Origin of the sequence: Paenarthrobacter sp. NEAU-H11, from assembly GCF_050573415.1 — a bacterium.
Classification (GTDB): domain Bacteria; phylum Actinomycetota; class Actinomycetes; order Actinomycetales; family Micrococcaceae; genus Arthrobacter.
In genome coordinates this window covers 124,995-138,254 of sequence record NZ_JBNZGA010000006.1, presented here as the reverse complement: position 1 = coordinate 138,254, position 13,260 = coordinate 124,995, and the positions used below count along the sequence as shown (strand labels likewise).

The 13,260-nt window shown below is 66.9% G+C and carries 9 protein-coding genes; 4 read left to right on the top strand and 5 right to left on the bottom strand.

All coding sequences use genetic code 11. The annotated features are described in order from the left end of the window. Nucleotides 1-142: 142 nt before the first annotated feature. Complete coding sequence (locus ACQ3DC_RS09830; RefSeq protein WP_157238964.1) at nt 143-493, bottom strand: GNAT family N-acetyltransferase; 351 nt, start codon at nt 491-493, stop codon at nt 143-145. A 104-nt stretch (nt 494-597) separates the two neighbouring features. Beyond that, the gene (fdhA, locus tag ACQ3DC_RS09825; RefSeq protein WP_157238965.1) at nt 598-1,815 is read right to left on the bottom strand and encodes a formaldehyde dehydrogenase, glutathione-independent; all 1,218 of its coding nucleotides are present in this window, start codon (nt 1,813-1,815) and stop codon (nt 598-600) included. Nucleotides 1,816-2,137: 322 nt separating this feature from the next. Between fdhA and ACQ3DC_RS09820 the strand changes: the two genes are divergently transcribed. Further along, the gene (locus ACQ3DC_RS09820; protein ID WP_157238966.1) at nt 2,138-2,467 is read left to right on the top strand and encodes a DUF6457 domain-containing protein; all 330 of its coding nucleotides are present in this window, start codon (nt 2,138-2,140) and stop codon (nt 2,465-2,467) included. Nucleotides 2,468-2,489: 22 nt separating this feature from the next. On the opposite strand, the gene ACQ3DC_RS09815 is transcribed toward ACQ3DC_RS09820, so the two are convergent. Next, a complete protein-coding gene (locus ACQ3DC_RS09815) occupies nt 2,490-4,817 on the bottom strand; it encodes an FdhF/YdeP family oxidoreductase (protein ID WP_421092166.1) in 2,328 nt (775 codons plus the stop codon). 223 nt (nt 4,818-5,040) lie between these two features. Here ACQ3DC_RS09815 and ACQ3DC_RS09810 point away from each other — a divergent pair, with 223 nt between their 5' ends. From ACQ3DC_RS09810 to ACQ3DC_RS09800, 3 genes are all read left to right on the top strand, one after another. Beyond that, nucleotides 5,041-6,717 (top strand): RecQ family ATP-dependent DNA helicase, encoded by a 1,677-nt coding sequence (locus tag ACQ3DC_RS09810; protein ID WP_430752108.1) that lies wholly within the window; start codon nt 5,041-5,043, stop codon nt 6,715-6,717. 41 nt (nt 6,718-6,758) lie between these two features. Continuing rightward, nucleotides 6,759-8,063, top strand: coding sequence for a TerC family protein (locus tag ACQ3DC_RS09805; RefSeq protein WP_430752107.1), 1,305 nt, complete (start codon nt 6,759-6,761; stop codon nt 8,061-8,063). Nucleotides 8,064-8,134: 71 nt separating this feature from the next. After that, nucleotides 8,135-11,785, top strand: coding sequence for a TM0106 family RecB-like putative nuclease (locus tag ACQ3DC_RS09800; RefSeq protein WP_430752106.1), 3,651 nt, complete (start codon nt 8,135-8,137; stop codon nt 11,783-11,785). 38 nt (nt 11,786-11,823) lie between these two features. Here ACQ3DC_RS09800 and ACQ3DC_RS09795 read toward each other — a convergent pair whose 3' ends face one another. Further along, the gene (locus tag ACQ3DC_RS09795) at nt 11,824-12,201 is read right to left on the bottom strand and encodes an acylphosphatase (RefSeq protein WP_430752105.1); all 378 of its coding nucleotides are present in this window, start codon (nt 12,199-12,201) and stop codon (nt 11,824-11,826) included. Nucleotides 12,202-12,312: 111 nt separating this feature from the next. Beyond that, nucleotides 12,313-13,242, bottom strand: a complete 930-nt coding sequence (locus ACQ3DC_RS09790; RefSeq protein ID WP_321215465.1) for a glycosidase — start codon at nt 13,240-13,242, stop codon at nt 12,313-12,315. Between the last annotated feature and the right edge of the window lie 18 nt (nt 13,243-13,260).

The following is a 13,260-nucleotide window of genomic DNA, read 5'->3' as shown; positions in this document are numbered from 1 at the left end:
CTGCATCACGCGGCCCCAGCGCACGCGATGCGATGTTGATTAGACCATTGAAGGTTGGGAGCGGCCTGATAAGCCGCAGGCGCGCCATGTCCCGCACCCCTTTGTGGACATGGCACCCGCGTCCGCGCAGGTGCGATGTCCGTCAGCGGGTGCGGGCAGCCAATGCGGCGTCCAGGAACTCCAGGTGCGCGGGAGCAACACGCACTGTGTGATCCGCGTAGTCAGGATGCTTGGCGAGGAATTTCTTGATGTAGGGGCACACCGGGACGATGCCCATTCCGGCGCTGACCGTGGCACCCAGCGCGGCGGTGGCGAGCTGGCCCGCCAGTCCCTGGCCGCCGTACTCCTCGTTGATCACCGTGTGATAGAAAATCCGCTGCGGCGCGGCGCCGCCGTCGTAATCCTTGTATGCGGCCTTGCCGATCACGTTGCCGGCGTCGAGGATTTCGAAGCGCCCGCGGCCGGGGTTGTGGCGGACGGTGATGTCGCTCAAGGGGAATCTCCTTCTGTGCGGTGTGTCCTTCAGCTAACCACAGCCGAGGGACACTTGTTCCCGCACCCTTCCCTTGCCCGGACCCACCGTCCGCCAGTCCGGGGTTAACTCAGGTAGCCGTTCGGGTTGAGGACGTACTTGGTTGCTGCACCGGCGTCGAACTCCGCGTAGCCCTGCGGCGCCTCCTCAAGCGTGATCGCCTTGGCGTTCACGTTCTTGGCGATGTTCACCTTGTCGTTCAGGATGGCCATCATCAGCTGCCGGTTGTACTTCATCACCGGGCACTGGCCCGTGGTGAAGCTCAGCGACTTGGCCCACCCGGTACCCAGGCTCAGGCTGAGGGAACCCTTCTTGGCTGCCTCGTCGATGCCGCCCGGATCGCCCGTCACGTACAACCCCGGAATGCCCAGCGCACCGCCGGCAGCCGTGATGTCCATCAGCGAGTTCAACACTGTGGCCGGAGCCTCCTCGGCGTCCTTACCGTGTCCGTGGCCCCTCGCCTCGAAGCCCACCGCGTCCACGCCGCAGTCCACTTCGGGCACCCCGAGGATCTGCTCGATCTGCTCCGCCGGGCCTCCCTTGGTGAGGTCCACCGTTTCGCAGCCGAAGCTGCGCGCCCGCGCCAGCCTGTCCTCGTTCAGGTCGCCAACGATCACGACGGCGGCGCCCAGCAGGTGCGCGCTGGTGGCCGCTGCCAGGCCCACGGGACCGGCCCCCGCAATGTACACCGTGGAACCAACCCCCACACCGGCGCTCACGGCACCGTGGAATCCCGTGGGGAAGATATCCGAAAGCATGGCGAGGTCCATGATTTTCTCCATGGCCCGGTCCTTGTCCGGGAACTTCAGCAGGTTCCAGTCGGCGTACGGCACCAGCACGTAGTTGGCCTGGCCGCCCACCCAGCCGCCCATGTCCACGTATCCGTAGGCGCTGCCCGGGCGGTCCGGGTTCACGTTCAGGCAAATGCCCGTCTTGCGCTCCTTACAGTTCCGGCACCGGCCGCAGGCAATGTTGAATGGCACCGAGCAGAGGTCCCCGACCTTGATGAATTCGACGTCACGGCCCACCTCCACCACTTCGCCCGTGATCTCATGCCCCAGCACCAGGTCCGGCGGTGCCGTGGTGCGGCCGCGCACCATGTGCTGGTCCGAACCACAGATATTGGTGGCCACGGTTTTGAGGATCACGCCATGGTTGACGGCGCGCCCGACGTTTGCCGGGTTGACGCCCGGCCCGTCCTTGAGTTCGAACGTTGGGTAGTCGATATCAATCAGTTCGACTTTTCCCGGCCCCTTGTAGGCAACGGCTTTGTTCCCTGTCATCTTTTTCTCCTGTTATCCCACGGATGGCCCGGTGGGGCGGCCGTGATTCATGAGTGGTGATGCGCACCCCGCCGGACAGGCACAGTCCAGCATCTGCTGGCAGCTCGTGAATCAGTTGCCGGAGAGCATCCTCGAGGTGGGGTGCGCCCAGTCTAAGCACGGGTGGGCCGTCATATCTAGAGGTAGTAAGCCCGGCTGTCTACCCGTTGATGAATTGGGGGTTGCGCCGGCTGGAACCAATGACTTCCGCGGCGAAGCCTTGTAGTCTCGGCACGGAGGACGACCCAACGATCGCAAGCGACCGAAAAACCAAGGAGCGGACATGCCAGCCAACGAGGACGAAATGCAGATCCTGGACCAATGGAGCAACCGGCTGGCCCAGGCGCTGCAGATCCTGGACCTGAAAGTGGACCACGAACTGCTCCTGGACCTGGCCCGGAAATCGGCCGGGTCTGTCACCCACGCCGCAGCCCCGGTGACCACCTTCATGGTGGGCTACGCGGCTGGGCTGCAGGCCGGAACCGGCAGCGCAGGCAACCGCGGGAACGCGGCTGCCGCGGTGGCCAAAGCCGCGGACACCGCCTTCCAGCTGTGCGAGGACGGGCACGACGGCGGGCCCGCCCGCAAAGGCTGGGCGGACACCGCGCAGTAGTCGCGCCGCTTTGTACCGCGGCTTATCCCGCGGCCGTTGGCTCCTCACGGAAGGCGGCAACGGGCTCAAGACGGACGATCACGGCTTTGGAGACGGGCGTCTGGCTGCCCTCCGCGACGCTCTCCAGCGGCACCAGCACGTTGGCTTCCGGATAGTAGGCGGCAGCACACCCGCGGGCGGACGGGTAGGACACCAGCCGGTAGTTGCGGAGGACCCGCTCTGCGTTGTCCCCGTACACGCCGCGCACGTCCACGTGCTGCCCGTCTTCAAGCCCCAGTTCGGCAAGGTCCGCCGGGTTCACGAACACCACTTCGCGGCCCTTCTTGATGCCGCGGTAGCGGTCGTTGTGGCCGTAGATGGTGGTGTTGAACTGGTCGTGCGAGCGCATGCTCTGCAGGATCAGGGTGCCCGCCGGCCGCTCCACATGCTCGAGCTCGTTGACGGTCAGCATGGCCTTGCCGGTGGGGGTGTTGAACGTTCGGGAGTCGCGGGGACCGTTCGGCAGGACGAAGCCGCCGTCCTGCCTGACCTTCCGGTTGTAGTCCTCGCAGCCCACCACCACGTGGGAGATGTGCTCGCGGATCAGGTCGTAGTTCTTTTGGAAGCCCGCCCAGTCCGCCGCGATCCGGTCCCCCAGCACCCGCTGCGCCATCCGGCAGACGATGGCCACCTCCGAGAGCAGGCCGGGCGCCACGGGTTCAACCGTGCCGTGGGAGGCGTGGACGGCGCAGACGGTGTCCTCCACGGACACGAACTGCGGGCCGGACTCCTGCCGGTCAATCTCGGTCCGCCCGAGCGTGGGCAGGATCAAGGCCTCGGCGCCCGTGACCGCGTGGGAGCGGTTGAGCTTGGTGGAAACGTGGACGGACAGTTCGGTGCCTTCCATCGCCGCCTCGGCAGCCCGGGTGTCGGACATGGCGCCCACGAAGTTGCCGCCCATGGCGATGAAGACCTTGATCCCGCCGTCGCGCATCTGCCGGATGGTCTCCACCGCATCCGCGCCATGCGACCGCGGCGGTTCGAAGCTGAATTCCTTGCCCAGGGCGTCCAGGAATGCCGGCGGCATCTGTTCCCAGATCCCCATGGTCCGGTCGCCCTGGACGTTGCTGTGCCCCCGGATCGGGGAGGCGCCGGCGCCGGGCTTGCCGATGTTGCCGCGCAGCAGCAGCAGGTTGATGATTTCCTTGATGGTGGCCACGCCCTTCTTCTGCTGCGTGATGCCCATCGCCCAGGTGATGATCACCTTCTCCGCGGCCAGGTACCGGGCCGCGAGCTCGTCGATTTCCTCAGTCCGCAGGCCCGTGGCCTCAAGGACGGCGGCCTCGTCCAGTTCAGCAAGGTGCGCCCGGAGTTCCTCGAGGCCGTCGCAGTGCTCCTCGAGGAACTGGTGGTCAAGCACCGTCCCCGGATGAGCGGCCTCGGCATCGAGGACGCGTTTGGAAACGGCCTGCAGCAGCGCCATGTCGCCGCCGATCCGCACCTGCAGGAACTGGTCCGCCAGGTCGGTGCCGCGGCCGATGATCCCCTTCACCGTCTGCGGGTTCTTGTAGCGCATCAGCCCGGCCTCGGGCAGCGGGTTGACCGCCACGATCCGGGCACCGGCCTCCTTCGCTTCTTCGAGGGCGGTGAGCATCCGGGGGTGGTTGGTGCCCGGGTTCTGGCCCATGATGATGATCAGCTCAGCCTTGGCGAAGTCGTCATAGGAAACCGTGGCTTTGCCGATGCCGATGGTCTGGCCCATGGCCCAGCCCGAGGACTCATGGCACATGTTGGAGCAGTCCGGCAGGTTGTTGGTGCCGTATCCGCGGATGAACAGCTGGTACAGGAAGGCTGCCTCGTTCGAGGTCCGGCCGCTGGTGTAGAAGGCTGCCTGGTCGGGGCTGGGCAGCGAATTCAGCTTGTCCGCAATGATCCCGAACGCTTCGTCCCAGCCCACGGGCCGGTAGTGGTCTTCGCCTGCAGGCTTGTAGACAGGCTCCGTCAGGCGCCCCTGCATGCCCAGCCAGTACTCGGACCGCTCCCGCAGCTCGCTGACCGGATGCTCCGCCCAGAATTCGGACCCGATGACCACCGGGGTGGCCTCCCAGGTCACTGCCTTGGCGCCGTTTTCGCAGAATTCGAACGTTTTGCGGTGGCCCGGGTCCGGCCAGGCGCAGCTCATGCAGTCGAACCCGTCCTTCTGGTTCAGCGCCAGCAGGGTCTTCCGCGACCGGTCCAGGCCCATGTGCTTGAGCGCCGGCTGCATGGAATGGTAGACGCCGGGCACGCCGGCAGCCCACGTTTTCGGGTGGCCGCTGACTTCAATCTCAGACTCGTCAGCCTCATCGACTTCGGGGTTTTTGCGCGTCACTGCTGGTTCTCCTCGCATTAAGCCGGTACCTGCCACCCTCCGGATGTTCGGGGGTCCGGGCTCTTTCCACACTTGTTCAGGGGAACCGGGAAGTCAAGGAAAACGGCCTCTTGTCCGGGACCACCCTCCGCGAAGGACGGACGACGGCGCTTCCCGGCCGCGATAGGCTGGTCACCTCGGCTGAAGCAAGCGGCCGCGGGAACCACTCTGCGGAGCGCCTTTCATGTCCGACGAACTTGCCCTGTCCGCCCTCGCGGCGTCCTCCTTTTCACTGCCGCACCTCCGGGACGGCCAGCTGGCCGGCATGGCCGCGCTGGCCGGCGGCCGTGACGTCCTTGCGGTGATGCCCACCGGCTACGGAAAATCTGCGATCTACCAGGTCGCTGCCCTGTTCCTCCACAACAAGACCCGGCGGCCCGCCGTCGTGGTCTCCCCGCTCATCGCACTGCAGGAGGACCAGCTCGACGGACTGGCCGCGGACCTGGGGGCGGGCGCCGCCGTCGCCGTCAATTCGTCCCGCAGCGATTCGGAGGTGGAGGCCGCGTGGCACGCGGTGGAAACCGGCAAGGCCGCGTTCCTGTTCCTCGCCCCGGAGCAGCTGGCCAAGCAAAAGACGGTGGACCGCATCGCCGCCCTGGACATCACGCTGTTCGTCGTGGACGAGGCCCACTGCGTCTCCTCCTGGGGCCACGATTTCCGCCCCGACTACCTCAGCCTGGGCAGCGTCCGTGAACGGCTGGGCAATCCCCCCGTTGCGGCCCTCACCGCCACCGCCTCGCCCCCGGTCCGGGACGAGATCGTGGAGCGGCTGCGCATGAAGGACCCGCTGGTCCTGGTGCACGGCTTCGACCGGCCCAACATCAGCCTGGACGTCGTCCGGCACCATGAGGACAAGGGCAAGCGCCAGGCCGTGATGCAACAGGTGGCGGCGATGGCACGGGACGGGCAGGGCCTCCTCTACGCCGCCACCCGCAAAGACACCGAAAAGTACGCAGCCAAGCTGGGGAAGGAGGGGCTGCGCGCGGAGGCGTACCACGCCGGCCGCTCCGCCGCGGACCGCGAGCGCATCCACGAACAGTTCCTGGACGACCAGCTGGACGTCGTGGTGGCCACCACAGCGTTCGGCATGGGAATCGACAAACCCAATGTGCGCTTCGTGGTCCACGCGGACATTCCCGAGTCGCTGGATTCCTACTACCAGGAGATAGGCCGGGCCGGGCGTGACGGTGAGCCCGCTGCGGCCGTGCTCCACTACCGCTCAGAGGATCTGGGCCTGCGGAAGTTCTTCGCAACCCACTCCGCCGATCCCGGGGCGCTCCTGGCCATGCTGAAGGTCCTCAAGTCAGCGGGCGCGCCTGCCCCCAGGTCTTCCCTCGCCGAACTCACGGGTTTGCCGGCCCGCCGCATCACCTCGCTGGTGAACCAGCTGGAGGAAACCGGCGCTGTCACGTCCGGCAGGCGCGGCGTCCGGCTCGCCTCCACGGCGAAGCTGCCCGCCCTGGTGGGCGGCGTCGTCGAACTCGCCGAAGCCCGGCAGCGCGTGGACCAGTCCCGGCTCACCATGATGCGCGGCTACGCCGAGACGGACCGCTGCCGGCGGCAGTTCCTGCTGGCCTACTTTGGCGAGGACCTGCCGGAGCCGTGCGGCAACTGCGACGCGTGCGCCGATGCTGCCGCGAAGAAGCCGGCCCTTCATTCAGCGGACGACGGCGGCAGTGCTTCGGGCGATCAGGCGGAGGAGCGGTTCCCGCTCCAGTCCGCCGTGGTCCATAAGGAGTGGGGTCCGGGGCTGGTGATGCGGCACGAGGATGACGTGATGACGGTCCTGTTTGAACAGGAGGGCTACAAAACCCTCTCGCGGACCGCCGTGATGGAACACGAACTCCTGAAGCCCGCGTAGGTAGGTAGGCTGGGAAGAGACCCCAACGAAAGGCCCGCCGCGTGGAAGTACCTTCTTATGTCTGGACCCTGACCGTCATTGGGATCGTAGGCCTGCTGGCCTTCGACTTCTTCTTCCACGTCCGCAAGGCACACACTCCCTCGCTCAAGGAATCGGCCGTCTGGTCAGCCCTCTACGTGGGCATCGCGCTGCTTTTCGGGCTCGGCGTCCTGCTGTTCGGCGGACCCACCATGGGCACCGAGTACTTTGCCGGGTACATCACGGAGAAGGCGCTGTCCGTGGACAACCTCTTCGTGTTCCTCATCATCATGGCCAGCTTCCGGGTGCCCCGCGCGGACCAGCAGAAGGTGCTGCTGTTCGGCATCGTCTTTTCCCTGATCGCCCGCACGGCATTCATTTTCCTCGGCGCGGCACTGATCAACAGCTTCGCCTGGGTGTTCTACATCTTCGGGCTGATCCTGCTCATCACCGCCGGCAACCTGCTCAAGCCGGACAGCCACGACGACGACTCCGACGGCTTGGTGGTCCGGCTGGCCAAGAAGCTCCTGCCGGCGTCGGAACACTACGACGGCGACAAGCTCTTCACCGTGCAGGACGGCAAGCGCGTCCTCACCCCGATGCTCCTGGTGATGGTGGCGATCGGCGGCACGGACATCCTGTTTGCGCTGGACTCCATCCCGGCAATTTTCGGCCTGACGCAGAACGTATTCATCGTGTTCACGGCCACGGCGTTCTCCCTGATGGGCCTGCGGCAACTGTTCTTCCTGATCGACGGGCTGCTGGACCGCCTGATCTTCCTTTCCTACGGCCTGGCCGTCATCCTGGGGTTCATCGGCGTGAAGCTCATCCTGCACGCCCTGCACGAGAACACCCTGCCGTTCATCAACGACGGCGAGCACGTGAACGTGGTGGAGGTCAGCACGGGCGTGTCCCTGAGCGTGATCCTGGGCGTCCTGGTGGTCACCGTCCTGGCATCCATTTTCAGCCCCAAGGGCAAGGCCAAGAACGCCGTTTCCGGTGCCAGGCGGCATGCCGTTGAATACCTGGACCTGAACTACGAGACGGACATGAACGAGCGGGACAAGATCTTCGCCGCAATGTGCCGCGAAGAGGACCAGATCCGCAAGCTCCCGGAGAAGTACAAGCGCCTCATCCGGAACGAAACCGAGTTCATGGACCTGCTGCGCTCCGCCCATGCCGAGCATGACAAAGCCCAGGTGCGGGCGGCCGCGGAGGGCTCCCCCCCCCCCCACGTGGTACGCCCATTTTGTGTTTTGGGGGCACAAAAACGACACTTGGCGCTACCTAGTTCCGGGGCCCGGCTGTTTGTCGGTGCCTGTTGCTAGGTTTGATTCAGGGCCAGGGGAATCCTCCTCCGGCCCGCCGATGACGGCCCGGCTGTCGATGGGGAGGCTCCGTGTTCCTGCTTGAAGCTGCTGCGGCCGGCGCGCCGCCGGACCTGGTGTTTTCCGCCAGCGACCTTGTGGCCGCCAGCGAGTGTGAGTACCGCACGCTCCGGGTCCTGGACGAGAAACTGGGCCGCTCCCCCAAGGCGGTCTTTCCCGCAGACGAAATGCAGGTCCGCGCCGGCGAACTGGGCGACCGGCACGAGCAAACCGTCCTGGCCAGCCTGCTTGCCAAGTACGGCGAATGGGATGCCGGCCGGGGTGCGGGCGTGTACTCCCTTGATCGTGGCCGGAACGGCCGCGGGGAGCTGCAGGCCAAGCATGCCGAAACAGAGCTCGCCCTGCGGTCCGGGGCGGACGTGGTCTTCCAGGCCACGTTCTTTGACGGCGAGTTCCTGGGCTACGCGGACTTCCTGGTCAACGAAGCCGCGGGCACCGGAAACCCCGGGCGCTATGAGGTCTGGGACACCAAACTCGCCCGGCACGCCAAGGTGGGCGCGCTGCTGCAGTTGGCGGCGTACGGGGACCAGCTGCTGGGGATGGGCATTGAGCCCTCACCGGTGGTCACGCTGGTGCTGGGCACGCGCATAGGTGAGGACTGGCTCCGCAGCAGCCATTCGCTTCCGGACCTGCTGCCTGTTTTCCGCGAACGGCGGCACCGTTTCCGCGAACTGGTTGCGCACCACAGGGAGGCTGGCGCCACGGTGAGGTGGCAGCAGCCGGGAATCGTCCACTGCGGCCGGTGCGATTACTGCGCCGAGCAGGTGGAACTGCACCGGGACCTCCTGATGGTGGCAGGGATGTCGGTGGTGCAGCGAAAGAAACTGCACGCCGCCGGCATCACCACTATCGACGAACTTGCGGCGATGCCTGCCGGGGACGCCCGGAATTCCGTGGCGCGGCTCCGGTCGCAGGCCCGAATGCAGCTGGGGCTGGACGCCGTCGCGGGCTCCCGGACGTTCACCAAGGACGGCCAGCCGCACACAGTCGCGTTCACTGTCCTGCCCGGGAACACCATCGGGTCACTGCCGCCTCCCAGCCCCGGGGACATCTTCTTCGACTTCGAGGGTGACCCCCTCTGGCAGGATCCCGCCACCGGAGCCTGGGGCATCGAGTACCTGTTCGGAGTGGTCGAGGCACCGGCTCCAGGCCATCACGGCGACCCGGTGTTCCGCCCGTTCTGGGCGCACTCCAGGTCCGGGGAGCGCCGCGCCTTCCTGGATTTCCTTGGCTACGTGGAGGAACGCCGGGCACGGTATCCGGACATGCACGTCTACCACTACGCACCGTACGAAAAGACGGCACTCCGCAACCTCTCGCTGGCGCACCAGGCCGGGGAGGAGACAGTGGACAGCTGGCTCCGGGAAGGGCTGTTGGTGGATCTTTACGCCACTGTCCGGCATTCGCTGCGCATTTCCGAGCCCTCGTATTCCATCAAGAAACTGGAGCCGCTCTATATGGGCAACAACCTGCGCTCGGGGGACGTGAAGGACGCGGGTGCCTCGGTGGTGGCCTACGCCGCCTATTGCGCGGCCCGCGATGCCGGGAACATGGCGGAAGCGGACAAGGTCCTGGCGTCCATCTCGGACTACAACCGTTACGACTGCCTGTCCACGCTCCGGCTCCGGGACTGGCTGCGCGAGGTGGGGGCGCAGGCCGCTGCGGCCGCAGCATCCCCGGAACGCCAGGGCGCAGCCGAAGGGCAGGGCGCAGCCGAAGGGCAGGGCGCAGCCGAACGAGGGCCAGCGCCGGAACAGCGGCCTGTCCCCGAGGAAAGTCCGGCGGAGGCCAGGCTGCGCGAGTACTTGGCAGATCTTCCGGACAACCGCCCCTGGACCGACGACGAACGCGCCATCGCGATGGTGGCCGCCGCCACCGGCTACCACCGCCGCGAGCGCAAACAGTTCTGGTGGCAGCACTTCGACCGCGTGGAAGCACCGCTTGAGAACTGGGCGGACCAACGGAACGTGTTCGTGGTGTCCTCGGCCGAGGTCACCTCCGACTGGGCGCTGGCCAAGCCCCGGGAGCGTATGCGGACACGGGTACTCCGGCTCCGCGGCACCATGACCGAGGGGTCCGATTTCCGCGCAGACTCCACCTGGTGCCGGCTCTACGACGCACCGCCCCCGGAGGGCATGGCCGCCCCGGACGCTGCTCCCGGCGCACGCGCCTACGCCTTCGGGACGAGGATCAGCGAGCTTGCTCCGGCGCCTGACGACCCGGAGCACACCATCATCACCATCGCCGAGCGCGAGTCGGGGAAGGTTGCCGCCTACCCGCACCTGCCCGTGGCCCTCACCGAGGACCAGCCGGTGGCCACCGCGAGCATCGAAGCTGCGATCGCGGAGATCGCCGCCACCGTCGGAGCGTCCGTTCCTTCGCTCCCGGCGCAACCCGGGCTGGACATCCTGCGCAAGCAGCCCCCGCGGTTCAGCACCCTGGCCGGGCCCGTGGACGTACCCCACAACACCGATGGCAGCGCGGACTACGCTGCGGCCATCACGGCGTCCCTCCGGGACCTTGACCGTTCCTACCTTGCCGTGCAGGGGCCGCCGGGCACGGGAAAGACGTACGTCGGGGCCCACGTCATCGGCCGGCTGGTGAAAGAAGGCTGGAAGATCGGCGTGGTGGGCCAGTCGCACAACGTGGTGGAGAACCTGCTCTGCTGCGCCATTGCCGCCGGCGGCGTTGACCCGGCGGCGGTAGCCAAGAAGCTGGCGTCCCCGCACGATGTTCCCTGGAAGTCCGGCAGGGACGGCGACGTCGCCCGACTGCTTGCGTCCTCCGGCGGCTGCCTGGTGGGCGGAACGGCGTGGACCATGACCGGCAAGGAAGTCCCCGCCGGTTCCCTGGATCTGCTGGTGGTCGATGAAGCCGGGCAGTTCTCGCTCGCCAACACCCTTGCCGTTTCCCGGGCCGCCAAGCGGCTGCTCCTGCTCGGCGATCCGCAGCAGCTGCCACAGGTCACCCAGGGCGCGCACCCGGAGCCCGTGGACGAGTCCGCCCTGGGCTGGCTGGCCGCGGGACACGCCACCCTGCCTGCCAGCCTTGGCTACTTCCTGGCCGACAGCTGGCGGATGCACCCGGAACTGTGCCGCGCAGTTTCCGGGCTCAGCTACGAAGGGAAGCTGCAGTCCGCCCCGGCAGCATCGCAGCGGAAACTCGAGGAGCTGCCACCCGGCGTCGAAACCGTGTTCGTGGAGCATACCGGCAACACCACAGCGTCCAGGGAAGAGGCGGCGGAGGTGGTCCGCCAGGCACGGCGGCACCTTGGGCTGAAATGGACGCCGGGGGCGCAGGGCGAGGCACGGCCCCTCGACCAGCAGGACCTGCTGGTGGTGGCCGCCTACAACGCCCAGGTCCACCTGGTCCGGAAAGCCCTGGAGGAAGCCGGGCTGCCGGATGTCCGGGTGGGGACCGTGGACAAGTTCCAGGGCCAGGAAGCGCCCGTTGTACTCGTATCCATGGCCTGCTCCGCCGTGGCCGAGGCGCCGCGGGGAGCTGAGTTCCTGCTTAACAGGAACCGGATCAATGTGGCCGTGTCACGCGGGCAATGGCGGGCCGTGATCATCCGCTCCCCCGAGCTCACCAGCTACATGCCGCACAAGCCCGCAGCGCTGGAAGAGCTGGGCGCCTTCATCGGCCTCAGCCCGCGGGATTGAGCCGATTGAGCACGGACTTGAGCACGGAGCTGTAGGGCTCAGCGCGCCCGGAAGCTGCGGAAGTTACCCTCAGCCGCGGAGATGGAGTCCTCCACGCGCTCCACACGCCCCGGGGTGCGTTCGGAATTCAGCCAGGTCCGGAGCTCGTTGATTTTCCACTGGGGTCCCTCGGCAACCAGGCCGACCGAGCCGTCGGCAAGGTTCTTCACCTCGCCGGTGAGGCCAAGCTCTTCCGCTTTGCCCATGGTCCGGTAGCGGAAGCCCACCCCCTGGACCACCCCAAAAACCCGGGCCGTCAGCCGCACCGAACCCGCCTCGGATGACGCGGCTCCGTGGAATGACGCGGCTGCGTCGGATGAGGCGGCTCCCTCAGAAGGATCGGGCACCCCGGATGACGGACCTGCGTGCCGTGCCATGGTGCCTCCCCTCCGTCAGTGCCGTCCCCTCCCAACTAGGTAGCAGTAAGTGTCGTTTTGAGCGTCCAAAACGACACTTGGCGCTACCTAGTTGGGAGGGCGGCACGGGAGTTAGTTGATGGTGATGTCGCGCGTGCTGTGGTTGTAGCGGATGGTGACCGGACCGCCGGCGTGGTGCAGCTCGTGGTTGGGGCCGTCGAACACGCCGAACGCGCCGTAGTTCTCATCCCAGGACCGGTTGAGGGCGATCTTGAAGGTGTAGAAGCCGGCGGGCAGTTCGGTGCTCTTCTTCCAGAGCTGGTCCAGGAAGTCGAACTCCATCTGGGCTTCGTCGTACTGCGGTGCCCAGTTCTCCGGAGCACCCAGGATGGTGTTGAAGTCGCCGGCTACAGCCACCGCTTCGGGCTGCGGGTGCGTCTCAACATCCGCGTCCTCGAACGGCTCCGCTGCCACGGGTGCAGCGGTTTCAGTTGCCTTGGCCGGCGCCTTGCGGGTGCGCACGGCCTTGACCACGGGCTCGACGGCGTCCTCGAGCACCTTGGCTGCCTTGCCCACGGCGGCGGCGGCCTTCTTTGCCGGGGTCTTCTTGGCGGGAGCCTTCTTGGCGTCGGCGGCCACGGCTGCCGGGGCTGCCGTTTCGGGGACCGCGGTGGTCCTGCGCACGAAGCCCTCGGGAGCAGTGGGAACCTGGACATCGGCAGGCACTGGAGTGCCGGCGTCGAGCGCGGTGGCAAAGGACACGGCGTCCGGGAAGGCAACCGTTGCGCGCATGCCTTCGTCAGTGATGGTCCAGCCGGAGCGGCCCTTGACCAGCCAGCCGGCCTTGACCAGCTTTGCGGTGGCCGAGGTGAGCGTCTTGTGGCCGCGGGGAATCCCGCCGCTGAGCAGTTCGGCCTCGTGCTCGTTGAACGGCACGCGTGCCGTAGCCTCCGCGAGGACTTGCCCCGCGTTCAGTGCATCGCCTGACCACACGCCTTCGGTCAGGACATCCAGCACGGTCTTGAGGCGAAGGAAGGTGTTTTCTGCGGTGGACTTGGCCATGGTTCCCCTTTATAAAAG

Bases quoted from the DNA above. Each gene is read 5' to 3' on its own strand.
- ACQ3DC_RS09820 (WP_157238966.1), top strand. From the start codon at position 2,138: ATGCCAGCCAACGAGGACGAAATGCAGATCCTGGACCAATGGAGCAAC.
- ACQ3DC_RS09810 (WP_430752108.1), top strand. From the start codon at position 5,041: ATGTCCGACGAACTTGCCCTGTCCGCCCTCGCGGCGTCCTCCTTTTCA.
- ACQ3DC_RS09795 (WP_430752105.1), bottom strand. From the start codon at position 12,201: ATGGCACGGCACGCAGGTCCGTCATCCGGGGTGCCCGATCCTTCTGAG.
- fdhA (WP_157238965.1), bottom strand. From the start codon at position 1,815: ATGACAGGGAACAAAGCCGTTGCCTACAAGGGGCCGGGAAAAGTCGAA.
- ACQ3DC_RS09790 (WP_321215465.1), bottom strand. From the start codon at position 13,242: ATGGCCAAGTCCACCGCAGAAAACACCTTCCTTCGCCTCAAGACCGTG.